22 protein-coding genes and 1 tRNA gene are annotated in these 21,510 nt (G+C 71.9%); 13 read left to right on the forward strand and 10 right to left on the reverse strand.

What is annotated here, in order from left to right:
• Positions 1–481 (reverse strand): DUF3662 domain-containing protein (locus tag G3I54_RS31400; protein WP_164619583.1); only part of this gene is annotated, 481 nt, incomplete at its 3' end.
• Positions 482–791: 310 nt separating this feature from the next.
• On the opposite strand from G3I54_RS31400, the gene G3I54_RS31405 reads away from it, so the two are divergent.
• Positions 792–874: transfer RNA gene (locus G3I54_RS31405), tRNA-Leu, on the forward strand.
• Positions 875–1,172: 298 nt separating this feature from the next.
• A complete protein-coding gene (locus G3I54_RS31410; protein ID WP_164619585.1) occupies positions 1,173–1,976 on the forward strand; it encodes a ScbR family autoregulator-binding transcription factor in 804 nt (267 codons plus the stop codon).
• A gap of 172 nt (positions 1,977–2,148) precedes the next feature.
• Here G3I54_RS31410 and G3I54_RS31415 read toward each other — a convergent pair whose 3' ends face one another.
• The gene (locus G3I54_RS31415; RefSeq protein WP_164619587.1) at positions 2,149–2,760 is read right to left on the reverse strand and encodes an NAD(P)H-dependent oxidoreductase; all 612 of its coding nucleotides are present in this window, start codon (positions 2,758–2,760) and stop codon (positions 2,149–2,151) included.
• A 148-nt stretch (positions 2,761–2,908) separates the two neighbouring features.
• On the opposite strand from G3I54_RS31415, the gene G3I54_RS31420 reads away from it, so the two are divergent.
• The 4 genes from G3I54_RS31420 to G3I54_RS31435 all read left to right on the forward strand — a co-directional run bounded on the left by G3I54_RS31420 (position 2,909) and on the right by G3I54_RS31435 (position 6,421).
• On the forward strand, positions 2,909–3,259 hold the full coding sequence (locus tag G3I54_RS31420) for a helix-turn-helix domain-containing protein (protein ID WP_164619589.1): 351 nt from the start codon (positions 2,909–2,911) through the stop codon (positions 3,257–3,259).
• A gap of 138 nt (positions 3,260–3,397) precedes the next feature.
• Positions 3,398–4,810, forward strand: coding sequence for a DUF2252 domain-containing protein (locus G3I54_RS31425; protein ID WP_343240477.1), 1,413 nt, complete (start codon positions 3,398–3,400; stop codon positions 4,808–4,810).
• Positions 4,811–4,912: 102 nt separating this feature from the next.
• Positions 4,913–5,899 (forward strand): J domain-containing protein, encoded by a 987-nt coding sequence (locus G3I54_RS31430; RefSeq protein WP_164619593.1) that lies wholly within the window; start codon positions 4,913–4,915, stop codon positions 5,897–5,899.
• 177 nt (positions 5,900–6,076) lie between these two features.
• Positions 6,077–6,421, forward strand: a complete 345-nt coding sequence (locus G3I54_RS31435) for a rhodanese-like domain-containing protein (RefSeq protein ID WP_010071374.1) — start codon at positions 6,077–6,079, stop codon at positions 6,419–6,421.
• Positions 6,422–6,467: 46 nt separating this feature from the next.
• Here G3I54_RS31435 and G3I54_RS31440 read toward each other — a convergent pair whose 3' ends face one another.
• The 6 genes from G3I54_RS31440 to paaA all read right to left on the reverse strand — a co-directional run bounded on the left by G3I54_RS31440 (position 6,468) and on the right by paaA (position 11,444).
• Positions 6,468–7,661: an acyl-CoA dehydrogenase family protein gene (locus G3I54_RS31440; RefSeq protein WP_164619596.1), complete on the reverse strand. Its 1,194-nt coding sequence runs from the start codon at positions 7,659–7,661 to the stop codon at positions 6,468–6,470.
• 123 nt (positions 7,662–7,784) lie between these two features.
• Positions 7,785–8,843 (reverse strand): 2Fe-2S iron-sulfur cluster-binding protein, encoded by a 1,059-nt coding sequence (locus tag G3I54_RS31445; protein WP_164619599.1) that lies wholly within the window; start codon positions 8,841–8,843, stop codon positions 7,785–7,787.
• Positions 8,844–9,341 (reverse strand): 1,2-phenylacetyl-CoA epoxidase subunit PaaD, encoded by a 498-nt coding sequence (gene paaD / locus G3I54_RS31450; protein WP_030077129.1) that lies wholly within the window; start codon positions 9,339–9,341, stop codon positions 8,844–8,846.
• Positions 9,335–10,051 carry a 1,2-phenylacetyl-CoA epoxidase subunit PaaC gene (paaC, locus tag G3I54_RS31455; RefSeq protein WP_164619601.1) on the reverse strand — a complete coding sequence of 239 codons (717 nt, stop codon included), beginning with the start codon at positions 10,049–10,051 and terminating at the stop codon, positions 9,335–9,337. The genes paaD and paaC overlap by 7 nt, the downstream gene beginning before the upstream one ends.
• Positions 10,048–10,338: a 1,2-phenylacetyl-CoA epoxidase subunit PaaB gene (paaB, locus tag G3I54_RS31460; RefSeq protein WP_018489793.1), complete on the reverse strand. Its 291-nt coding sequence runs from the start codon at positions 10,336–10,338 to the stop codon at positions 10,048–10,050. Before paaB ends, paaC begins: the two co-directional genes overlap by 4 nt.
• Positions 10,335–11,444, reverse strand: coding sequence for a 1,2-phenylacetyl-CoA epoxidase subunit PaaA (gene paaA, locus G3I54_RS31465; RefSeq protein ID WP_164619604.1), 1,110 nt, complete (start codon positions 11,442–11,444; stop codon positions 10,335–10,337). Before paaA ends, paaB begins: the two co-directional genes overlap by 4 nt.
• Before the next feature lie 88 nt (positions 11,445–11,532).
• Between paaA and G3I54_RS31470 the strand changes: the two genes are divergently transcribed.
• Genes G3I54_RS31470 through G3I54_RS31480 form a run of 3 tightly spaced genes read left to right on the forward strand, consistent with a single transcriptional unit; the run spans position 11,533 to position 14,506 of the window.
• Positions 11,533–12,417: a DUF5819 family protein gene (locus G3I54_RS31470; protein WP_164619606.1), complete on the forward strand. Its 885-nt coding sequence runs from the start codon at positions 11,533–11,535 to the stop codon at positions 12,415–12,417.
• A complete protein-coding gene (locus G3I54_RS31475) occupies positions 12,414–13,790 on the forward strand; it encodes an HTTM domain-containing protein (protein ID WP_164619608.1) in 1,377 nt (458 codons plus the stop codon). The genes G3I54_RS31470 and G3I54_RS31475 overlap by 4 nt, the downstream gene beginning before the upstream one ends.
• Complete coding sequence (locus tag G3I54_RS31480; protein WP_164619610.1) at positions 13,787–14,506, forward strand: TrmH family RNA methyltransferase; 720 nt, start codon at positions 13,787–13,789, stop codon at positions 14,504–14,506. The genes G3I54_RS31475 and G3I54_RS31480 overlap by 4 nt, the downstream gene beginning before the upstream one ends.
• On the opposite strand, the gene paaN is transcribed toward G3I54_RS31480, so the two are convergent.
• Positions 14,507–16,207 carry a phenylacetic acid degradation protein PaaN gene (gene paaN, locus G3I54_RS31485; protein WP_164619612.1) on the reverse strand — a complete coding sequence of 567 codons (1,701 nt, stop codon included), beginning with the start codon at positions 16,205–16,207 and terminating at the stop codon, positions 14,507–14,509.
• Between the two features lie 156 nt (positions 16,208–16,363).
• Between paaN and G3I54_RS31490 the strand changes: the two genes are divergently transcribed.
• Positions 16,364–16,960 (forward strand): TetR/AcrR family transcriptional regulator, encoded by a 597-nt coding sequence (locus tag G3I54_RS31490; RefSeq protein ID WP_032790269.1) that lies wholly within the window; start codon positions 16,364–16,366, stop codon positions 16,958–16,960.
• A gap of 33 nt (positions 16,961–16,993) precedes the next feature.
• On the opposite strand, the gene G3I54_RS31495 is transcribed toward G3I54_RS31490, so the two are convergent.
• Positions 16,994–17,608 carry an Lrp/AsnC family transcriptional regulator gene (locus G3I54_RS31495; protein ID WP_164619614.1) on the reverse strand — a complete coding sequence of 205 codons (615 nt, stop codon included), beginning with the start codon at positions 17,606–17,608 and terminating at the stop codon, positions 16,994–16,996.
• Positions 17,609–17,831: 223 nt separating this feature from the next.
• Here G3I54_RS31495 and pdhA point away from each other — a divergent pair, with 223 nt between their 5' ends.
• The 3 genes from pdhA to G3I54_RS31510 are packed head-to-tail and all read left to right on the forward strand — an operon-like array spanning position 17,832 to position 21,423.
• Complete coding sequence (pdhA, locus tag G3I54_RS31500) at positions 17,832–18,992, forward strand: pyruvate dehydrogenase (acetyl-transferring) E1 component subunit alpha (protein WP_164619616.1); 1,161 nt, start codon at positions 17,832–17,834, stop codon at positions 18,990–18,992.
• Positions 18,989–20,020 (forward strand): alpha-ketoacid dehydrogenase subunit beta, encoded by a 1,032-nt coding sequence (locus G3I54_RS31505; protein WP_164619618.1) that lies wholly within the window; start codon positions 18,989–18,991, stop codon positions 20,018–20,020. The genes pdhA and G3I54_RS31505 overlap by 4 nt, the downstream gene beginning before the upstream one ends.
• A complete protein-coding gene (locus tag G3I54_RS31510) occupies positions 20,020–21,423 on the forward strand; it encodes a dihydrolipoamide acetyltransferase family protein (RefSeq protein WP_164619620.1) in 1,404 nt (467 codons plus the stop codon). The genes G3I54_RS31505 and G3I54_RS31510 overlap by 1 nt, the downstream gene beginning before the upstream one ends.
• The last annotated feature ends 87 nt before the right edge of the window (positions 21,424–21,510 follow it).

Below are 21,510 nucleotides of genomic sequence, written 5' to 3' on the forward strand. Positions count from 1 at the left end.
TCGGCGGGGCGGCGCTCGGGGGGTAGCCGTAGCCGCCGGGGGCCTGCGGGGCGGCGGGCCGCCCGGCCGCGGGCTGGGGCGGTGCCGACTGGTCCTGCTGTGACGAACTCGACGCCAGTGTGCGGCTGCGGACCCGGTAGAGCCCGGTGTCGAGGTCGTCGGCCTTCTCCAGGTGGACCTTGATCGGTCCCATGAAGGTGTAGCGCTGCTGCTTGGCGTAGTCGCGCACCAGGCCGGAGAGCTCGTCGCCCAGCTGACCGGAGTACGGGCTGAGCCGCTCGTAGTCGGGTGTGCTGAGCTCGACGATGAAGTCGTTGGGGACGACGGTCCGCTCGCGGTTCCAGATCGTCGCGTTGTTGTCGCACTCGCGCTGGAGGGCGCCGGCGATCTCGACGGGCTGCACCTCGGACTTGAAGACCTTGGCGAAGGTGCCGTTGACCAGCCCCTCGAGGCGCTGCTCGAAACGCTTCATGACCCCCATGGGGCACCTCCTCCGGTGTCATCGTCCCTGTACTGCTTGCTGATCGTATCCACGCGTCGGGAAATCGGCTGGTTCCCCTTGTCTGGCCTGTGGATGAGTGTCACCCCTCACACGGATCGTAGAGGTGGCTTCCTCACAGTGTCCCGCACCCGGGACGCACTCTGGAGGAGTGGGGGCGATGGTTCGGGGTTCCCGCTTCCCTTCCCGGAGCCGGCGAAACAACGGATGTGAATCCACCCTGTCCAGCGTGCTAATCTTCAGTTTGTCGCCAGGCGCTCGCCCCACACGGTGAGGGTCTGAAACACCACTTGCGCGAGTGGCGGAACGGCAGACGCGCTGGCTTCAGGTGCCAGTGTCCTTAGGGACGTGGGGGTTCAAATCCCCCCTCGCGCACAACGGCAGTTGCCCGCAACTGCTGAAGTTGATTCGAGAGAACCCCCGCTTCGGAGAGATCCGGAGCGGGGGTTCTTCGTTGTTCCGTGTTTTCGCCGGAGGGCCGGGGTACGGACAGGCGGGTGGGAAGAGGCGGCGGCGGTCGTCGAAGGGCGGTGATCCACCGGCTGTGGGCGCGGTTTCCGGACAGACCGATGGCCGGTGCAACGGCGCACTTGCATACGCTGGCCGCAGAGGTTGGATCGACGGCGGCTCGGCGGTGAAGGGCTGAGCGCACAGAACGTCCCGGAGGCAGGAAATGGCGAAGCAGGCTCGCGCGGTCCAGACGTGGCGGTCGATCGTGGATGCCGCGGCGAGTGTCTTCGACGACTACGGCTACGAGCGTGCCGCCATCTCGGAGATCCTCCGCCGTGCCAAGGTCACCAAGGGGGCCTTGTACTTCCATTTCGCCTCCAAGGAGGCCATCGCGCAGGCGATCATGGACGAGCAGACGTCGACGGTCGAGTTCGAGCAGGAGGGATCGCCGCTCCAGTCCCTGGTGGACGGTGGTCAGCAGTTCGCCTTCGCCCTGCGCCACAACGCGATGGCCCGGGCCGGTACGAGGCTCTCCATCGAGGGCGTCTTCCTCGGCGGACCGCACCCGTGGGGCGACTGGATCGACGCGACGGCCCGGATGCTGGAGCTGGGCCAGGAACGCGGCGAGGTGTTCCCGCAGATCGACCCGATGGTGTCGGCCAAAATCATCGTCGCCTCGTTCACCGGTATCCAGCTGGTCTCGGAGGCCGACACCGGTCGCGCCGATCTGCGCGAGCAGGTGGCGGAGATGTGGCGTCACATCCTGCCGTCGATCGCGCACCCCGGTGTCATCGCCCACATCAAGCCGGAGGGCCGGGTGGATCTGGCGGCCGAGGCGCGCGAGAAGGCGGAGCGCGAGGAGCAGGAGGCCAGGATCGCCGCGGAGGCCAAGGACGCGGGCTCCCTGCCGGGCGAGGCCGGCCTGCGGGGCGGTGGAGCCGGTCGCGGTACGAGGGCCGGTCAGGCCGCCGACGAGGCCGACGAGGAGCCGGCGGGTGCGGGTGTGGCGGCCGGAGGGGCTGTCTGAACCACGCCGAGGGCGTCTGAACCACGCTCGGGGCTGCCTGAACCACGCTCAGGGGTGCCATGTTTCACGTGAAACGCCCGATTCACCATGCGGCAGGGCCGCGGAGCTCGTAGAAGCTCCGCGGCCCTGTCTGCGTTTTCGGGGTCTGCCGTTCTGCCGCTCTGCTGTCCGCTCAGGCGGCGAGGCGGGTGGCGAGGGCCTTCGCCTTCTCCCGGGCGTCGTCGAGCGCCTTGGCGCGGGAGGCCTCGGCGAGCGGGATCAGTTCGGCCATCGACGGCTGCGAGTGGGCGAGTGTCAGCTCCGGAACGATGAAGTCCACCTCGGCGGAGAACATGCCCGCGAACACCTTCTCCAGGTAATTCTGGACAAATTCAAAGCTCTCGCGCGGGGTGCCCGGAGCGTACGAACCGCCCCGGCTGGCGACGACGGTCACCGGGGTCTTGGCGATGGGGGAGTCCGGTCCGGCGTTGTGCCCGACGATGATCACCTGGTCGAGCCAGGCCTTGAGGGTGGACGGGATCGTGAAGTTGTACATCGGTGCGCCGATCAGGACGGCGTCCGCCGCGGCCAGCTCGTCGGCGAGTTCCCGGCGCAGCGGGTCGTCGGCGCCCGCGGCCGTGGCGCCGGCGTCCAGGTGGGGCAGTGGATCGGCGGCGAGGTCGCGATGGACGACGGTGCCGTCCGGGTGCTGCTCGCGCCAGGCCTCGACGAACGCCGCGGTGATGTCGCGGGAGGCGGAGCCCTGGGGGAAGACGGCGGAGTCGAGGTGCAGAAGCGTGGCCATGGTGATCTCCACAGAGAGGGGAAGGGGGCGCGGGCGGGTCGACGGGACCGCGCGGGCGCCCAGGGCGGATCCATTCCGTGCGTAACTACTAATAGCATAGCTACTTATTTTTAGTAAGCCACCCACGGTGGCGCAGTACCCTGGGGACATGGCGGATCACAGCGAACAGGCCTGTCGGCGGGTCGATGTGGGGATCAGTCGCGTCTTCGAGTTGTTCGGCAAGCGCTGGACCGGCCCGATCGTCTCGGTGCTGCTGCAGCGACCGGTGCACTTCGCCGAGTTGCGCCGGGCGATTCCCGGCATCAGCGAGCGCATGCTCTCGGACCGGCTGACCGAACTCGGCGCGGCCGGCCTGGTGATCCGCGAGGTCGACGAGGGGCCGCCGCTGCGCGTCGCGTACCGGCTCACCGAGGCCGGCGCCGCGATGGAGCCCGCACTCAAGGAACTCGGTCGGTGGTCGGACACCTACCTGAAGCCCGACCCCGGTACCGGCTGCTGATACCGGCTGCCGAATCGGCGGTACCGTCGTGCTCGGCCGCTGCGGGGCAGGGCCGCTGGCCGGGCGGACAGCCGGGCAGCCGGAGAGTGGGTACGAGGGTGGGGGAGGCGACGCTCCATGGGCGGAACCGGGACGACGATGCCTGAACAGCGTGGAGCGGAGGCTGATCCGCGTATTCCGGTCGTGCCCGGGTTCGCCCGGCGCGGGGCCACGAGTTCACCGAAGGCGGCGGGCAAGGCGCTCCGCGACCGGGTGCCGCGGTCCTCGCACGCCTCGCTGGTCCTGCCGCAGGGCCGGCCGGACGCGGTGCGGGCGGTCGAGGAGTCGAACCGGGGCCGGGTGCCCGGACTGACGCCGATACGGGTGGGCCGGATGGCGGCGACGCCGTTCGCCTTCCTGCGGGGTGCGGCCGGACTGATGGCTCACGATCTGACGGGCAGCCCGGTCACCGGTGTGGGCGCCCAGCTCTGTGGCGACGCGCACGCGGCCAACTTCGGCCTCTACGGCGATGCCCGGGGCAGCCTGGTCATCGATCTGAACGACTTCGACGAGACCGTCTTCGGGCCCTGGGAATGGGACCTCAAGCGGCTGGCCACCTCCCTGGTGCTGGCCGGCCGGGCCGCCGGGGCCGACGAGGACACCTGCCGCCGGGGCGCGTACGACGCCGTCGGCGCCTACCGGCGCACGATGCGGCTGCTGGCCCGGCTGCCCGCCCTCGACGCCTGGAACGCCATCGCGGACGAGGAGCTCGTCTCGCACACGGACGCGCGTGACCTCGTCGGCACCCTGGAGCGGGTCTCGGAGAAGGCCCGCAACAACACCAGCGCCCGCTTCGCCGCCCGCTCCACCGAGGAGTGCCCGGACGGCGGCCGGCGCTTCGTCGACGCCCGGCCCGTGCTGCGCCGGGTGCCGGACGCCGAGGCCGCGGTGGTGGCCGCCGGGCTCGCCGGATATCTCTCCACCGTCTCCGAGGACCGGGTGCCGCTGCTGGCCCGGTACGCGATCCACGACGTGGCGTTCCGGGTGGTCGGCACCGGCAGCGTGGGCACTCGGTCGTATGTGGTGCTGCTGCTCGACCACCGGGGTGAGCCGCTGGTCCTCCAGGTGAAGGAGGCGCGCCCCTCGGTGCTCGCGCCCTATCTGCCCGCGGTCGGTTTCGATGTGCCGGAGGTGGCGCACGAGGGTCGCCGGGTGGTGCTCGGACAGAAGCGGATGCAGGTCGTCAGCGACATCCTGCTCGGCTGGGCGGACGTCGACGGCAGGCAGTTCCAGGTCCGGCAGTTCCGTAACCGCAAGGGCAGCGTGGACCCCGCCGCGCTCGCCGCCGACCAGGTGGACGACTACGGGCGGATGACCGGCGCGCTGCTCGCCCGGGCGCACGCGCACAGCGCCGATCCCCGGCTGCTGGCGGGCTACTGCGGCAAGAACGACGAGCTCGACGAGGCGGTGGCCGCCTTCGCGGTGACGTACGCCGACCGTACGGAGGCGGATCACGCCGAGCTGGTGCGGGCGATCAAGGCGGGCAGGCTGGCCGCCGAGTTCGGTATATGACGGGGCCGTGAGGCGGTGGGACCGGTTCCTGAGGCGGTGGGTCCCGGGGCCGGGGCCCACCGTGTGTGCCGGGCCGCCGGGCCGTGGCCATACGCTGGACGGGTGACCGACGAAGCCGCCGGGGTGCCGACCACCCGGAACGATGAAGACCGGCAGGACAACGACCGGCAGGACGAGCCCCGGCCCGCCCCGGAGGCCCAGGACGCCCCTGGCGCGCAGGACGCCCAGGAGACGCAGGACGCCCCGGGGGCGCCGGGCGGCTCCGGGGCCTCGGACGCCGCTGCCGGGGAGCCGGTCGGCCCCGAGGACGCCGCGCCGCGGCCCGAGGCGCGGCTGGCCAGGGCGGTGCAGGTCGCCGAACAGGCGTTGATCGAGTTCGAGATCGCGGTGGAGACCTTCCGGGTGGAGGTCGAGAACTTCTCCCGGCTGCACCACCAGAAGCTCGGCCCGATGTACACCCGCCTCGACGAGCTGGACGCGCTGATCGCGGAGGCGAAGGCCGCCCGGACCGGGGATCCGGAGGACGAGCGCAAGGCGCGCGAGGCGCGGGCGGTCGTCATGCCGATGCCCGGGGTCGACGAGCTGTTCCACGACTGGATGGACACCGACGGGCTGTCCCCCGAGGCCGCGGCCATGCTCACCGAGCAGCCGGTCCGGCCGCCGAAGCGGGTCAGGCCGAGCGAGGAGGCCCGCAAGCTCTACCGGGAGCTGGCCCGCAAGGCGCACCCCGACCTCGCCCAGGACGAGCCGGAACGGCAGCGCCGTGACGAGTTCATCGCCCGGGTGAACGCCGCCTACGGGCGGGGCGACGTCGAGCTGCTCAAGGAGCTCGTGGCGGAGTGGGCGGCCGGCCCGGTGCAGCCCCTGACCCCGCTGAGCGAGAGCGAGGAGCTCTACGCCCGGCTGGAGTGGCTCAGCCGGCGCAAGGAGCTGCTGACGGTGCTCGCCAAGGAGCTGGAGGAGGGCGCGATCGGCTCGATGCTGCGGATGGCGCCGGACGACCCGGACCAGCTGCTGGAGGACATCGCGGAGCAGCTGCTCGGCGAGGTGTCCCGGCGTGAGGCCGAGCTCGCGGAGATGGTGCAGTAGCGTTCCGGGTGACTCCGCCGCGTGGACACGAGGCCCGCGTAGGCACGAGGCCCGCGTAGGCACGAGGCCCGCGTAGGCACGAGGCCCGCGTACAAAGGCCCCGGCCCGCGACCTCGAGATGGCAATCCCAAGACTGCACGAGACAAGCCCAAGACTGCACGAGAGAAGGCATGACCCATGAATTTCGCCCCGCTGCCCTCGGTGGACGCCGCGGCGGTGCCGTCGGACGGCTTCGTCCTGGACGTCCGTGAGAACGACGAGTGGGCGGCCGGTCACGTCGAGGGTGCGCTGCACATCCCGATGAGCGACTTCGTGGGCCGGTTCGGCGAGCTGACCGAGGCCGCCGAGGACGGCCGGCGCGTGCATGTGATGTGCCGGGTCGGCGGCCGGTCGGCCCAGGTCACCCAGTACCTGGTCCAGCAGGGCATCGACGCCGTGAACATCGACGGCGGCATGCAGGCCTGGGACGGCGCCGGGCGCCCGATGGTCACGGACAACGGGACGCCCGCCTTCGTCCTCTGAGGTCGGCCCTTCGTCCTCTCTGAGGTCGGCGCGGTCCGGCGCGGGTTCAGCCGAGCGGATGGGCGGCCAGCAGGTCGCCCAGCGCCTCCTCGTGGGCCGCGGCCGGCCCGAGGGAGAGCTCGATCTGCTTCGCCCAGGCGTGGAAGCGGTGCAGCGGGTAGTCGGTGTCCGCGCCGAAGCCGCCGTGCAGATGCTGGGCGGTCTGCACGACGCGGCGGACGCCGTCGGAGGCCCAGATCTTCGCCACGGCGACATCGCCCGCGGCGGGCAGCGGGCCTCCGGCGTCGGTGGAGATCCGCCAGGCGGCCTGCCAGAGCGTCGCCTCCATCGCCCGCAGATCGATGTACCGGTCGGCGGCCTGGACCGCCACCGCCTGGAACGTGGCGACCGGGAACCCGAACTGCTCCCGCCTGCCGGTGTATTCGGCGGTCATCGCGAGCACCCGCTCGCCCAGCCCGAGCGCGAGCGCGCAGGTTCCCGTGATGAGCAGGGACCGCAGCCATTCCCAGCAGTCCGCCGCGTCGATCAGCTCGCGGTCCGCCACACGCACGGCGTCGAGCCGGACCTCGGCCAGGCGTTCACCGCTGGTGGAGACCTGGTCCGCCAGGGTGACGCCGTCGCGGGTACGGGGCACGAGGGCCAGGACCGGCCGGCCATCCGCGGTGTGCGCGGGGACGGCGATCCGGTCGGCCACCTGCGCCCAGGGAACCGCGGACTGCACTCCGTCGAGCACCCAGCCGGAATCCCCGGCCGGGCCGTCGTTCTCCTTGCCGGTCTCCTTGCCAGTCTCCCCGCGGCCCTCCCCGTACGGCCGTGCGGAGACGGCGAGTTCGGCCGGATCATGGCCGCTGCGGCCGTTGGCGCCGACGGTCAGGATCAGTTCGCCCCGCCCGGCCCGGGGCAGCAGCTCCGCCGCGAGGGCGCGATCTCCGTACCGCTGGACCGCCATCGCCACCGCGCAGCTCTCCAGCAACGGGACCCTGGCCAGCACCTTGGCCGACTCCCGCAGGACCAGGCAGAGCGCGATCGGGTCCAGGCCCGCGCCCCCATGGTCCGGCGACAGCGTGAGCCCGAGCAGATCCGTGCGCGCCAGCTCGTGCCACAGCTGCCGGTCGATGTCCTCCGCCACGGCCCCCGGGGTCAGGGCGGGGCTGGGCGCGCGGTCGGGTGCGACATCCGAGAAGACGGCCCTGGCCGCCTCGACGGCCGCCTGCTGTTCCTCGGTGAAGGTGAAGTCCACTGTCCCGGCCTCCCGCTAACCGTTGACGACCTGACGGGTCGTCAAGATAGAACAGGTTCTACGGGAAGGGAACAGTGTGGCGGCCCCGGGACCGCGTCAGCGGCCTCAGCGGCCTCAGTTGCTTCAGCGGTCGAAGTCGAGCTCCACCTCCGGGGTGAGCGGATGCGACTGGCAGGCCAGCACGAAGCCCGCCCCGGTCTCCTCCGGTTCCAGCGCGAAGTTGCGGTCCATCCGGACCTCGCCCGATACGAGGAACGCCCGGCAGGTCCCGCACACCCCTCCCTTGCAGGCGTACGGAGCGTCCGAACGGCTCCGCAGCACCGTCTCCAGCAGGGACTCGGAGTCCTGCACCGGCCAGCTGCCCGAGCGGCCGTGGAGGGTGGCCGTCAGCATCGCGTCGGACGGGGCGGCGACCTTGACCACCGTCACATCGGCGGGGCCCTCGTCGACGTGGAAGATCTCCTGGTGGACCCGCGAGCGGTCGACGCCGAGCGCTTTCAGGGCCTTCTCCGTGCCCCGTACGAGGCCGAGCGGTCCGCACAGGAACCAGCCGTCCACCTCCGGCACCGGCAGCACGGCGGGCAGCAGACCGGTGAGCCGTTCGGCGTCGAGCCGCCCGGAGGGGAGCCCGGCCGACTGCTCCTCCCGGGAGAGCGCGGTGACCAGCTGGAAGCGGTCCGGATAGCGGTCCTTGAGGTCGGCCACCTCGTCGAGGAACATCGTCGAGGCCGCCGTGCGGTCGCTGCGGATCAGGCAGAACCGGGCCGTCGGCTCCCGGTCGAGCAGGGTGGCCGCCATCGACAGCACCGGGGTGATGCCGCTGCCGCCGACCACCGCCGCGAACAGGCCCGGGCGCGGCTTCAGGACGAAGCGGCCCATCGGAGGCATGGCCTCCACCTGGTCCCCGACGGCCAGCTCCTTCAGGGCGTACGTGGAGAACGCCCCGCCCTCGACCATGCGGATGCCCACCCGCAGCACCGGTTCGCCGGGCTGCTCGGTGGCCGGTGCGCAGATCGAGTACGAACGGCGGATCTCCTGGCCGTCCACGGCGTAGCGCACGTTCAGATGCTGGCCGGGGGTGTGGCGGAAGGTCTCGCGCAGCTCGGCCGGCACGGCGAGGGTCACGGCCACCGCGTCGTCCGTGATCCGTTCGATCGCGCTGACCCGGAGCGGATGGAACATCTACAACTCCTTGAAGTGGTCGAACGGTTCGCGGCAGGCGACGCAGCGGCGCAGGGCCTTGCACGCCGTGGAGGAGAACCGGCTGAGCAGTTCCGTGTCCGTGGAGCCGCAGTGCGGGCAGCGCACCGAGAGCGTCAGCGGCACGGGGCCGCCGTCCGCGCTGTGGGCGCGCGGCGGGGCTATGCCGAACTCGGCGAGCTTGCGGCGGCCTTCGGCGCTGATGTCGTCCGTCGACCAGGCGGGCGCCAGGACCGTGACCACGGAGACCTCCGGGACGCCGTGGTCGTGCAGCACCCGCTCGATGTCGGCGGACATCGCCTCGATCGCCGGACAGCCCGTGTAGGTCGGGGTGAGGTGCACGGTCACCCGGCCGGGGCCGTCCACCCGCACGTCCCGCAGGACGCCGAGCTCCGCCAGGGTCAGCACCGGGAGCTCGGGGTCGGGCACGGAGCCGGCGAGGCCGCGCAGCTCCGCCTCCAGCAGGGTGTCGGTCACCATGACGCCCCCGGATGACTGCGGTGCAGGTGCTGCATCTCGGCGATCATGCGGCCGAACGGCTCGGTGTGCAGGCCCTGTCGGCCCGCGCCCGCCGCCCAGCCCCCGGACCGCGGGCCCGCCGGGAGGGCCAGGCCGGCCCGCTCGACGACATCGGTGACGGCGGCGAGCCAACCGCTCTGCAGCGCTTGCCAGTCGACACCGGAGTCCGGGGCGTCGAGCCCTTCGACCGGCTGGAACATCTCGCCGGTGAACCGCCACAGCGCGTCCAGGCCGCTCTGCATCCGGCGGTGGCTCTCCTCGGTGCCGCCACCGAGCCTCAGGACCCACTGCTCGGCGTGGTCGCGGTGGTAGGCCACCTCCTTGACGGCCTTGGCCGCCAGACCGCTGAACTCGCCGTCCCCGGCCGCCAGCCGCTCGTACAGCAGGTGCTGGTACACCGAGAAGTAGAGCTGGCGGGCGATGGTGTGGGCGAAGTCCCCGTTCGGCTGCTCGACCAGCTGGAGGTTGCGGAAGGCGCGCTCCTCGCGGAGGTAGGCGAGCTCGTCCTCGTCGCCGACGAGCGAGAGCAGCACCCGCGCCTGTCCCAGCAGGTCCAGGGCGATGTTGGCGAGAGCCACCTCCTCCTCCAGGACGGGGGCGTGACCGGCCCACTCCCCCAGCCGGTGCGAGAGCACCAGCGCGTCGTCGCCGAGGGCGATTGCGGCGCTCACAGGTGCTTCACCCCGTCCGGGATCTCGTAGAACGTGGGGTGGCGGTAGGGCTTGTCGGCGGCCGGCTCGAAGAAGGAGTCCTTCTCGTCGGGGGAGGAGGCGGTGATCTCGGTGGACGGGACCACCCAGATCGAGACGCCCTCCGAGCGGCGGGTGTAGAGGTCGCGGGCGTTGCGCAGGGCCATCTCGGCGTCCGGCGCGTGCAGGCTGCCCGCATGGGTGTGGGACAGTCCGCGCCGCGAGCGCACGAACACCTCCCACAGGGGCCAGTCGGTCGAGCTGCTCATGCCGTCTCCTCCACATGCTGCGCGGACGCGCTGTTCTGTGCCGATGCCGATGCCGGGGCTGATACCGGTGCCGGTGCCGGTGCCGGTGCTTGCGGGGCGGGCGTTCGGGCCGGGGCGTGCTTGGCGGCGTACGCGGCTGCCGCGTCCCGGACCCAGGCGCCTTCCTCGTGGGCCCTGCGCCGCTGGGTGATGCGCTGTTCGTTGCAGGGGCCGTTGCCCTTCAGGACCGCCTGGAACTCGGACCAGTCGATCGCACCGAACTCGTGCCGGCCGAGCTCCTCGTTCCACCGGATGTCGGGGTCCGGGAGCTCCAGGCCCAGCGCCTCGGCCTGGGGCACGCAGATGTCCACGAAGCGACGGCGCAGCTCGTCGTTGGAGTGCCGCTTGATCTTCCAGGCCATGGACTGCTCGGAGTGCGACGAGGCGTCGTCGGGCGGGCCGAACATCATCAGGGAGGGCCACCACCAGCGGTTCACCGCGTCCTGGGCCATCGCGTGCTGGGCCTCGGTGCCACGGCTGAGGGCGAGGAGCAGTTCGTACCCCTGGCGCTGGTGGAAGGACTCCTCCTTGCAGATGCGGACCATCGCGCGGGCGTAGGGGCCGTAGGAGCAGCGGCAGAGCGGCACCTGGTTGGTGATCGCCGCCCCGTCCACCAGCCAGCCGATCGCACCGACGTCGGCCCAGGTCAGCGTGGGGTAGTTGAAGATCGACGAATAGCGCTGGCGGCCCGCGTGCAGCTTGTCGAGCAGCTCCTCGCGGCTGGTGCCCAGGGTCTCGGCGGCACTGTAGAGATACAGGCCGTGGCCCGCCTCGTCCTGCACCTTGGCCATGAGGATCGCCTTGCGGCGCAGCGAGGGCGCCCGGGTGATCCAGTTGGCCTCGGGCTGCATGCCGATGATCTCCGAGTGGGCGTGCTGGGCCATCTGGCGGACCAGCGTCGCGCGGTAGGCGTCGGGCATCCAGTCGCGCGGCTCGATCCGCTCGTCCGCCGCGACCGTCGCGTCGAAGGCCGCGAGGCGGTCCGCGTCCGCCGCGTCCACCACATCCGTCGCATTCGCCGTGCCGAGCGTCTTCTGCGTCGTCTGGTCCGCAGTCACTGCCGCCATCCCGGGCTCCCTACCGACCGATCGTTCGGTTCCTTGACTTCAATGGTGAGTCGGAGGCCCGTAGGGTGTCAACCCTGTGGATAACTGAGTGGTGATCGACGGTGAGCGGGGCGGGATGGATTCGGACCACGACAGGAGCTCTGCGGGCGGGGGGAAGGACGCCTGGCCGCAGGCGTTGAACCGGCCGGCGGAAGCGCGGGACACCCCCGAAGCCATACCGCCGACCCCCTCGGCAGCCATACCGCCCACGCCCTCGGCGCCGGTGGCGGAGCCCTCGGCCATCGGCCGGGGCATAGCGGGGCTCTCCTTCCCCTACCAGGTGGTCGCGGCCCTGGCGCTGTCCCTGATCGGGCTGCTCGCCTGCACACAGGTGGCCATGGTGTTCCTGCACGTCGCCCCGTCCAACACGCTGACCAAGCAGCACGGGAAGTCGATCGACGGCTGGATCTACCCGGAGTTCGAGCAGAACTGGAAGCTCTTCGCGCCCAACCCGCTCCAGCAGAACGTCGCCGTCCATGTGCGGGCCGACGTGGTGGGGGTCGACGGCCGCCGCACCACGAGGTGGATGAACCTCACCCATGAGGACGGCGAAGCGATACGCGGCAGCTTCTTCCCCAGCCACATCGACCAGAACGAGCTCCGCCGGGGCTGGGACTTCTACGTCAATTCCCACGACAGCGAGAACCGCCCCAACGGCCTGCGCGGAGATCTCTCCGAGCGCTATGTGCGGCGCATCGCGATGCTGCGGCTGAGCGAGCGCGACTACGGCGGCACGATCGAACGCATCCAGCTCCGCTCCGCCACCAGCTCCATCGCCCCGCCCCCGTGGAGCAACGAGAAGATCAGCACCCGGCCCGTCTACCGCGTACTCCCCTGGTGGACCGTGACCCCGGACGATCTTCCCGAGCGGGACGCGGAACAGCGGAAAGCGGAACAGCGGGACAAGGCGCACGGCGTGGAGGAGAACCAGTGACCGTCCCCCCGCCCGCGACCCCGCAGGACGCCGCCCGGCAGCCCACCGCCCCCCGCCCGGACGGCCCCCGCGCCGGCGCACCCGGCAGCAGTGGCCCGGCCCGTGCACTTCAGCGCGTCACCGCCTCGGCCCTCGGCCCGTACCAGAGCGCCGTCGTCCGGATCGGCTTCGCCGCCACCTACCTCTTCTTCCTGCTGCGCGAGCTGCCCCACCGCCATGAGCTGTACGGCCCGGACAGCCCGTGGCACTGGGACCTGGCCCGTCAGCTCACGAACGGCAACGATGCCTTCTCCGTCCTCATGTGGACGGACAGCACGGTCTGGTTCGAGGCCGTGTACGCCCTCACGCTGTTGTCCGCCGCGGCGCTGCTGCTCGGCTGGCGGACCCGGACCATGTCCGTCCTCTTCATGGTCGGCGTGCTCTCGGTGCAGAACCGCAGCATCTTCATGGGCGACGGCGGCGACAACGTCGTCCACCTCATGGCGATCTATCTGGTGCTGACGCGCTGTGCCCAGGTCTGGTCGCTGGACGCCCGCCGTGCGGCGCGCGACGCGCAGCGCGCTGCGGCGGGCCTGCCGCCGATGCGGGACATCGTGGGCCCGGTGCTCTGGGTGCTCCTCGGCCCCGTCCTCGTGGCGGCCACGCTGATGGGCGGGCTCGGCGGCACCTGGTGGCTCCCGACGCTGCTGTGGGTGATCTGGCTCTCCGCCGCCGCCTGGTGGGCCGTGAACCGCTATCTGCCGCACAGCGAGCCCCGCACCCTGCTCGACGTGCTGGCCAACCTCGCGCACAACGCCACGCTCGCCGTGATCATGGCCGAGGTCTGTCTGATCTACGCGACCGCCGGCTGGTACAAGATCCAGGGATCGCGCTGGCAGGACGGCACCGCGCTCTACTACCCGCTGAACCTCGACTACTTCACCCCGTGGCCCGCCCTGTCGGACATCCTGGGCGCCAGCGGGCTGATGGTGATGGTGCTGACGTACGGCACGGTCATCGTCCAGGTCGCCTTTCCGTTCACGCTGTTCAACCGGCGGGTCAAGAACGTCCTGCTGGTCGCGATGATCTGCGAGCACGCGGGGATCGCCCTGCTGCTCGGGCTGCCGTTCTTCTCCATGGCGATGATCGCGGCCGACGCGGTGTTCCTGCCGACGGCCTTCCTGATGTGGCTGGGCGCCCGCGCAGCGACCGGCAGGCGCCGGCTGCTCGCCGGGCTGCCCGGCCGGTCCCGTACGCAAGGGAAGCCCGGGCGGTCCGGTGCCGACGACGGATCCGAGGGCCGGTCGGCGGCCGGCCCGGCGAAGGACGGTCACGGCGGTACGGAGGAGCCCCGGCTCCAGGGCGGCGGCGGGGGCCATACGCTCGTCGGGTGAGCAGTGAGACCGGCAGAACCCAGCAGCCCCCGACGGAGCGGCCCCCGGCGGAGCCCCTTCCGACGGAGCCTCTCCAGTACGACGACGGCTACGGCCAGACGATCGGCGTCGGGCCGCACCCGCTGCCCTGGCCCGAGGGCGAGCGCTACGACCCCGAGCTGCTGGCTCAGGGCGACCGGCGCAACGTCGGCGACGCCTACCGCTACTGGACGCGGGAGGCGATCGTCGCCGATCTCGACCTGCGGCGGCACGACTTCCATGTGGCCGTGGAGAACTGGGGCCACGACTTCAACATCGGCTCGGTGGTGCGGACCGCCAACGCCTTCCTGGCCAAGGAGATCCACATCGTGGGCCGACGCCGCTGGAACCGGCGCGGCGCCATGGTCACCGACCGCTACCAGCATGTGCGCCACCACCCCGACACGGCGGACCTGACCGCGTGGGCGGCTGCCGAGGGGCTGCCGATCATCGGGATCGACAACCTCCCCGGCGCCGTACCGCTGGAGCGCACCGAGCTGCCGCGCCGGTGCGTCCTGCTGTTCGGGCAGGAGGGGCCTGGCCTCACCGAGGAGGCGCGGAAGCACGCCTCGATGGTGTGCTCGATCGCGCAGTTCGGCTCGACCCGGTCCATCAACGCCGGCGCGGCCGCGGCCATCGCGATGCACGCGTGGGTACAGCGCTACGCCGACGTCCCGGACCCGCGAGACGCTCGCTGACTACGCCTGGCGGCGCACCTCCACCACCCGGAAGCGGTTGGCGACGAAGGCCCCGTCGCACAGCGCCGCGTTCGCGGCGGGGTTGCCGCCGGAGCCGTGGAAGTCGGAGAAGGCCGCGGTCTGGTTGACGTAGACCCCACCGGTCAGGTTCAGCGAGAGCTGGGCCGACTCGTCCAGGCAGACGTCCTCGATCGCCCGCTCCACCTCGGGGGAGGTGGTGTAGGCGCCGACCGTCATCGCCCCCTTGTCGCGGATCGTGCGGCGGAGCAGGTCCAGGGCGGCGGACGTCGACTCGACGGCGACGGCGAAGGACACCGGACCGAAGCACTCCGAGAGGTACGCCGCGCCGTCGTCGCTCTTGGTGCCGTCGAGCTTCACGACGACCGGCGTACGGACGACCGCGTCGGGGAATTCGGCGTTCGCGACCGTCCGCGAGGCCAGCGCCACCTCGCCGCGCTCCCCGGCCGCCTCCACCCGGGCCCTGACGTCCGGGTTGACCAGCGCGCCGAGCAGGGCGGCCGCGCGGGCGTCGTCGCCGAGGAGCCCGGTGACGGCCGCCGCGATGTCGGCGACCACGTCGTCGTAGGACTTGGCGCCGTCGTCGGTGGCGATGCCGTCCCGGGGAATCAGCAGGTTCTGCGGGGTGGTGCACATCTGGCCGCTGTACAGCGAGAGCGAGAACGCCAGGTTGGCGAGCATGCCCCGGTAGTCGTCGGTGGAGTCGACGACGATCGTGTTGACGCCGGCCTTCTCGGTGTAGACCTGGGCCTGGCGGGCGTTCTCCTCCAGCCAGTCGCCGAAGGCGGTGGAGCCGGTGTAGTCGATGATCCGGATCTCGGGGCGGACCGCGAGGGTCTTGGCGATGCCCTCGCCGGGCCGCTCGGCGGCCAGCGCGACCAGATTCGGGTCGAAGCCCGCCTCGCTCAGCACCTCACGGGCGATGGACACCGTGAGGGCCAGCGGCAGCACGGCGCGCGGGTGCGGCTTGACCAGCACCGGGTTGCCCGTGGCGAGCGAGGCGAAGAGGCCCGGATAGCCGTTCCACGTGGGGAAGGTGTTGCAGCCGATGACCAGCGCGACGCCGCGGCCGGACGTGATGAACGACTTGTGCAGCTTCAGCGGATCGCGCTTGCCCTGCGGCTTGGACCAGTCGGCGGTCTCCGGGGTGCGGACCTGCTCACGGTAGGCGTACGCCACGGCCTCCAGGCCGCGGTCCTGGGCGTGCGGGCCGCCCGCCTGGAACGCCATCATGAAGGCCTGGCCGCTCGTGTGCATGACCGCGTGGGCCAGCTCATGGGTGCGGGCGCTGATCCGCGACAGGATCTCCAGACATACCAGGGCCCGGATCTCCGGCCCCGCCGCCCGCCAGGCGCCCGTGCCGGCCTTCATCGCCGGCAGCAGGACGTCCAGGTCGGCGTGCGGATACTCGACGCCGAGCTCCGGCCCGTACGGCGAGACCTCGCCGCCGGTCCAGCCGTCGGTGCCGGGCTGCCCCAGGTCGAGCCGGGTGTTCAGCAGGGCGTCGAAGGCTGCCTTGCCCTCGGCCGCTCCCAGGCTGCCCGGGGCGCCGCCCTCCCCGTACGCCTTCGGGTGCTCGGGGTGCGGCGACCAGTACGCGCGGGTACTGATCACGTCGAGGGCCCGGTCGAGCGTGGGCCGGTGGGTCTCGGACAGCTGCTGGGGGGTGAGCGCGGCGGCCATGGCGGACCAACTCCTCATCGAGCCGGGCGGGGACGTACGGACGGAGTTAGAGTAACCGAACGATCGGTCGGGACAAGGGGCCCGGGGAAACCTGTGGACAACTTCGATGGTCCCCGCCTGTGCGGGGCTGATCCCTCATGGGGGAGGATCGCGGACATGACCACGGCCAAGCGGGACACGTACACACCGGAGACCCTGCTCACCGTCGCCGTCCGTGTGTTCAACGAGCGCGGCTACGACGGCACGTCCATGGAGCATCTCTCCCGGGCGGCGGGCATCTCGAAATCCTCCATCTACCACCATGTGGCGGGCAAGGAGGAGCTGCTGCGCCGGGCCGTGAGCCGGGCGCTCGACGGGCTCTTCGCGATCCTCGACGAGCCGGGGGCGCTGCGCGGGCGCGCGGTCGAGCGGGTCGAGTACGTCACGCGCCGCACGGTCGACGTACTGATGGCCGAGGTCCCCTATGTCACCCTGCTGCTGCGGGTGCGTGGCAACACGAAGACGGAGCGCTGGGCGCTGGAGCGGCGCCGCGAGTTCGACCAGCGGGTCTCCGAGCTGCTCCAGGCCGCGGTCGCCGAGGGCGACCTCCGGGCGGACGTGGACATACGGCTGGCGACCCGGCTGCTGTTCGGCATGGTGAACTCGCTGGTCGAGTGGTACCGGCCGCAGCCGGGCGGCTTCCCGGGGGAGGAACAGCTCGCGGACACGGTCGTCCAGCTGGCCTTCGAGGGGATGCGGGCGAACGGGCGCTGAGCCCGCGGGCCGTCCTGCCGCCCGTCTGCGCGGTCAGGCGAGTTCGGCCGGCCGGTCCGGGCGCGGGCCCAGGTCCGTCTCCTCGAACACCAGCAGGGTGCGCGTGGAGAGCACCTCGGGAATGGACTGGATCCGGGTGAGGACCAGCTCGCGCAGCGCCCGGTTGTCCGGCGTGTGCACCAACAGCAGTACGTCGAAGTCACCGCTGACCAGCGCGATGTGCGTGGCCCCCGGCAGCGCCTGGAGCTGTTCGCGCACGGTGCGCCAGGAGTTCTGCACGATCTTGAGCGTGATGTACGCGGACGCCCCCTGGCCCGCCCGCTCGTGGTCGACCCGGGCGCCGAAGCCGCGGATCACACCGTCCTCGACGAGCCGGTTGATCCGGGCGTAGGCGTTGGCGCGGGAGACGTGGACCCGTTCGGCCACGGACCGTATCGAGGCGCGGCCGTCCGTCTGGAGGATGCGCAGGATGTCGCGGTCGATGGCGTCCAGCGGCCGAGCGGGCGGAACCGGAGACTCCGCCGCCGTACCCGCCGGGGCGGTCGGCGGTACGGCCGCGGGGGCCGGCGACGGCGTGGCCGCGGATGCGGCCTGGCCCGGCTCCTTGCCCCTCTCGGCGCCCCTGTCGGCCATTTGTTCAGCTGCCATCTGCCCGCGCCTCCCTGTCGTGGACGACCTGCCCCTATCCCAGGCTGTGGAGAACCGTTTGTCCACAGGCTGGCGGTGCCTGTAGCCAAAATGCGCCCGCGACCGAACAATCGGTAGGTGAGGCACACCACATCCGTGCCTCGCCTACCCCTCGACATCTCGCTCCATATCGACACCGCCGATCGACACCCTCGATCTCCCTCGATGCCAGGAGGTGCTTCTCATGACGGTCCAAGAGCTGCCCGGCGCGGCCGCCTACCGGCCCACGCCGCCCCCGGCCTGGAAGCCGATCACCGACCCCGCCCCGCTGCTCCCGGACCCGGAGCCCTACCGGGTGCTCGGTACGGACGCGGTCGCCGATGTCGATCCCGAGCTGTTGCTGCGACTCCACGCCGAGCTGGTCCGCGGGCGCCGCTACAACGCCCAGGCCACCGCGCTGACGAAGCAGGGCCGGCTGGCGGTCTACCCGTCGAGCACCGGCCAGGAGGCGTGCGAGATCGCCGCCGCCCTGGTCCTGGAGGAGCGCGACTGGCTCTTCCCCAGCTACCGCGACACGCTGGCGGCCGTCGCACGCGGCCTGGACCCGGTCGAGGCGCTGACCCTGCTGCGCGGCGACCGGCACACCGGCTACGACCCGCGCGAGCACCGCATCGCCCCGCTGTGCACCCCGCTGGCCACCCAGCTCCCGCACGCCGTGGGGCTGGCGCACGCCGCCCGGCTCAAGGGCGACGACGTGGTGGCGCTCGCCATGGTCGGCGACGGCGGCACCAGCGAGGGCGACTTCCACGAGGCGCTGAACTTCGCGGCCGTCTGGAAGGCCCCGGTCGTCTTCTTCGTCCAGAACAACGGCTTCGCGATCTCCGTGCCGCTGGCCAAGCAGACCGCCGCCCCCTCCCTGGCCCACAAGGCCGTCGGATACGGGATGCCGGGCCGCCTCGTCGACGGCAACGACGCCGCCGCGGTGCACCAGGTGCTGAGCGAGGCCGTGGCCCGGGCCCGGCGCGGCGAGGGCCCGACGCTGGTCGAGGCGGTCACCTACCGCATGGAAGCCCACACCAACGCCGACGACGCCACCCGCTACCGGGTCGACAGCGAGGTCGAGGCATGGAAGGCGCACGACCCGGTGCGGCTGCTGGAGCGCGAGCTGACGGGGCGCGGGCTGTTGGACGACGAGGGCATCGAGCAGGCGAAGGAGGCCGCTGAACGCATGGCCGCCGCCCTGCGCGACCGGATGAACGCCGATCCGGAGCTGACCCCGATGGACCTCTTCACCCATGTCTACGCCGAGCAGACCAGCCAGCTCCGGGAGCAGGCCGCCGCTCTGCGGGCCGAGCTGGACGCCGAGCAGGACCACGACGAGCACAGCGCGGAGGCAGGACGATGACCACCGCGGCGGCGACGGCCGGCGGACGTACGGCGAAGGCGAAACCGGCCACGATGGCACAGGCGCTCGGGCGGGCGCTGCGCGACTCGATGGCCGAGGACCCCACGGTCCATGTGCTCGGTGAGGACGTGGGCACGCTCGGCGGGGTCTTCCGGATCACCGACGGGCTGGCGAAGGAGTTCGGCGACGACCGCTGCACCGACACGCCGCTGGCCGAGGCGGGCATCCTCGGCGCGGCCGTCGGCATGGCGATGTACGGGCTGCGCCCCGTGGTGGAGATGCAGTTCGACGCCTTCGCCTACCCGGCGTTCGAGCAGCTGATGAGCCATGTCGCCAAGATGCGCAACCGCACCGGCGGGGCCATGCCGCTCCCCATCACCGTGCGGGTGCCGTACGGCGGCGGCATCGGCGGGGTCGAGCACCACAGCGACTCCTCCGAGGCGTACTACATGGCCACCCCCGGCCTGCACGTCGTCACTCCGGCCACGGTCGAGGACGCGTACGGGCTGCTGCGGCAGTCGATCGCCTCGGACGACCCGGTGGTGTTCCTGGAGCCGAAGCGGCTCTACTGGTCCAAGTCCCACTGGTCGCCCGAGGCCCCCGCCGCGGTCGAGCCGATCGGCAGGGCGGTGGTGCGCCGCTCCGGCCGCAGCGCCACGCTGATCACGTACGGGCCCTCTCTGCCGGTCTGTATGGAGGCTGCCGAAGCGGCGGTCGCCGAGGGCTGGGACCTCGAAGTGGTGGACCTGCGTTCGCTGGTGCCGTTCGACGACGAGACGGTGGCCGCGTCCGTGCGGCGCACCGGTCGCGCGGTCGTCGTCCATGAGTCCCCCGGCTTCGGCGGGCCCGGCGGTGAGATCGCGGCCCGGATCACCGAGCGGTGCTTCCACCATCTGGAGGCCCCGGTGCTGCGGGTGGCCGGGTTCGACATCCCCTATCCGCCGCCCATGCTGGAGCGGCACCATCTGCCGGGAGTGGACCGGGTGCTCGACGCGGTGGCCCGGTTGCAGTGGGAGGCGGACAGCTGATGGCCCAGGTGCTGGAATTCAAGCTGCCGGACCTCGGTGAGGGACTGACCGAGGCGGAGATCGTCCGCTGGCTGGTGGAAGTCGGCGATGTCGTCGCCATCGACCAGCCGGTCGTCGAGGTCGAGACGGCCAAGGCCATGGTGGAGGTGCCCTGCCCCTACGGGGGTGTGGTGACCGCGCGGTTCGGCGAGGAGGGTACGGAACTTCCCGTCGGCGCACCGCTGCTGACGGTCGCCGTCGGAGCACCGGAGGGGCCGGTCTCCTCCCCCTCTTCACCCTCCCCCTCCGGCTCCGACACGGAGTCCTCGGGCGGCTCGGGGAACGTGCTCGTGGGGTACGGGACCGGCGCACCGGCGGCACGCCGTCGGCGTATTCGTCCGGACCGGCTCGACCGGGCGGTGGCCGAGGCCCCGGTCTCCGTCGCTCCGGTGGTCGAGGCCCCTGTGGCCGAGGTTCTGGTTGCCGAAGCCCCGGTGCATGAGGGCCCCGTGCCGGTGGTCTCTCCGCTGGTACGCCGCCTGGCCCGGCAGCACGACATCGATCTGCGGCGTTTGGCGGGTTCGGGTCCGGACGGGCTGATCCTGCGCGCCGACGTCGACCGGGCGATCCGGACGGCGGCGGAGACCGAGACGGCGACCGCCCAGGTCCAGGCACCGGTGGCGGCCGTGGCCGCAGCCCCGAACGGCGTGGCCGCCGCTTCGGACGCCGAGCGGATCCCGCTGCGCGGGGTGCGCGGAGCGGTCGCCGACAAGCTGTCGCGCAGCCGGACCGAGATCCCGGACGCCACCTGCTGGGTCGATGCCGACGCCACCGAACTGATGGCGGTCAGGGCCGCGATGAACGCCGCCACGGGCCCGTCCGCCGGGCCGAAGGTGTCGGTCCTGGCCCTGCTGGCGCGGATCTGCACGGCGGCGCTGGCCCGGTTCCCCGAGCTCAACTCCACCGTGGACACGGCGGCCCGGGAGATCGTCCGGCTGCCCGGCGTGCACCTCGGGTTCGCGGCCCAGACCGAGCGGGGCCTCGTCGTTCCGGTCGTCCGGGACGCGCACACCCGTAACGCCGAGTCGATCGGGGCCGAGATCGCCCGGCTGACCGAGCTGGCGCGGACCGGGAAGCTCAGCCCGGCCCAGCTGACCGGGGGCACGTTCACGCTGAACAACTACGGGGTGTTCGGGGTCGACGGTTCGACGCCGATCATCAACCACCCGGAAGCGGCGATGCTCGGGGTCGGCCGGATCATGCCCAAGCCCTGGGTGCACCAGGGCGAACTGGCCGTACGTCAGGTCGTCCAGCTGTCCCTCACCTTCGACCACCGGGTGTGCGACGGCGGAACGGCGGGCGGCTTCCTCCGGTATGTGGCGGACTGCGTGGAGCAGCCGGCGGTGCTGCTGCGCACCCTGTAGCCGTAGCCGTACATCCGGCGTCGTCACCGACGCGCCCCCGCCGGGTCCGGGTCTTCCACCCACCCCGGCGGGGGCGTCGCTCCGGGG

Source organism: Streptomyces sp. SID14515 (assembly GCF_010548505.1).
GTDB classification, from domain to species: Bacteria; Actinomycetota; Actinomycetes; order Streptomycetales; family Streptomycetaceae; genus Streptomyces; species Streptomyces caviscabies.